At 55.2% G+C, this 475-nt stretch carries 1 protein-coding gene; it reads left to right on the top strand.

Going from position 1 to position 475, the window contains the following annotated elements:
• Positions 1 to 475 (top strand): helix-hairpin-helix domain-containing protein (locus tag FMM79_RS19765; RefSeq protein WP_240339325.1); only part of this gene is annotated, 475 nt, incomplete at both ends.

Raw genomic sequence — 475 nt, 5'->3', positions numbered from 1 at the left:
CGCTGGAAAAAGCGAAAGAAACCACCTTTGCCCGCTTCCTCTATGCACTTGGTATCCGTGAAGTTGGCGAGGCTACCGCAGCAGGTCTGGCGGCATATTTCGGCACGCTGGAAGCGCTGGAAGCCGCGTCGATTGAAGAGCTGCAAAAGGTGCCTGATGTTGGAATTGTCGTTGCCTCCCACGTTCACAACTTCTTTGCCGAAGAAAGCAACCGCAATGTCATCAGCGAGCTGTTGGCGGAAGGTGTTCACTGGCCTGAGCCGATCGTTATCAATGCGGAAGAGATTGACAGTCCGTTTGCTGGTAAAACCGTGGTGCTTACGGGCAGCTTAAGCCAGATGTCGCGTGATGACGCTAAAGCTCGACTGGTCGAACTGGGGGCGAAAGTCGCGGGCAGCGTGTCGAAGAAAACCGATCTGGTGATAGCGGGTGAAGCTGCAGGATCTAAACTGGCGAAGGCGCAGGAACTGGGCAT

The sequence above is a fragment of the Novosphingobium sp. BW1 genome, from assembly GCF_008107685.1.
Taxonomy (GTDB): Bacteria; Pseudomonadota; Alphaproteobacteria; order Sphingomonadales; family Sphingomonadaceae; genus Novosphingobium.
This window is presented reverse-complemented; position numbering and strand designations above follow the sequence as displayed.